Source organism: Micromonospora arborensis (assembly GCF_003205615.1).
Lineage (GTDB): Bacteria > Actinomycetota > Actinomycetes > Mycobacteriales > Micromonosporaceae > Micromonospora > Micromonospora arborensis.
Window position 1 is genome coordinate 5,988 of the sequence record NZ_PYBV01000054.1, and the last position, 609, is coordinate 6,596.

At 71.9% G+C, this 609-nt stretch carries 1 protein-coding gene; it reads right to left on the bottom strand.

All coding sequences use genetic code 11. The features are described 5' to 3' along the window. Positions 1–526, bottom strand: a 526-nt coding sequence (locus tag C7C45_RS30425; protein ID WP_208641467.1) for a HEAT repeat domain-containing protein, incomplete at its 3' end; no start/stop codon positions are given. Positions 527–609: the final 83 nt, after the last annotated feature.

The window sequence follows — 609 nt, forward strand, 5'->3', positions numbered from 1 at the left end:
CCCAGCCGAGGCCGAAGGTGGCCCACTCCCGGACCTGCGGATCGGAGTCGGCGCACAGGTCGATCAACACCGCCTCGCCGGCCGCCGCGGGAGGATCATCGAGCACCGCTGGCACTGCGACCGCGACCCGGACACGCACGTCAACGTCGGGGCTGCCCGCGAGGGCCACCAGGGTCGGCAGGGCTCGGGCGTCGAAGGTGTCGCCGAGGGCCCGCGCGATCGACCAGTGCACTTCCGGGTCGGACTCGTCCGCCGCGAACAGAATCAGGGCGGTCGCCACCTCTTCGCACACGTCCATGTGCAGGCTGCTCGTCACGCCGAGCAGGTCGCAGGCCGCCGCGCGAACCACACGGTCGGGATCCGAGAGTTTGCCGACAGCGAGCCCGACGGCCTCCGCGCCCGAGTCGGCGGCGCGGCGCAGCAGGCCGGCTCCGTCGTCGAGGTCGTCTGAGGTGCCCGCCTCGACGACGCGACGGAGTTGCTCCACCGCCTGGTCGAACAACTCCGCCACCTCATGCGATTCCATCACTGGATGGTGTCACGCGGGTCGGCAGGCCGCACCATCACGCCAGGTCCGATCGCCGCCGGTGCAGCGAAGGGCCCTCGCCA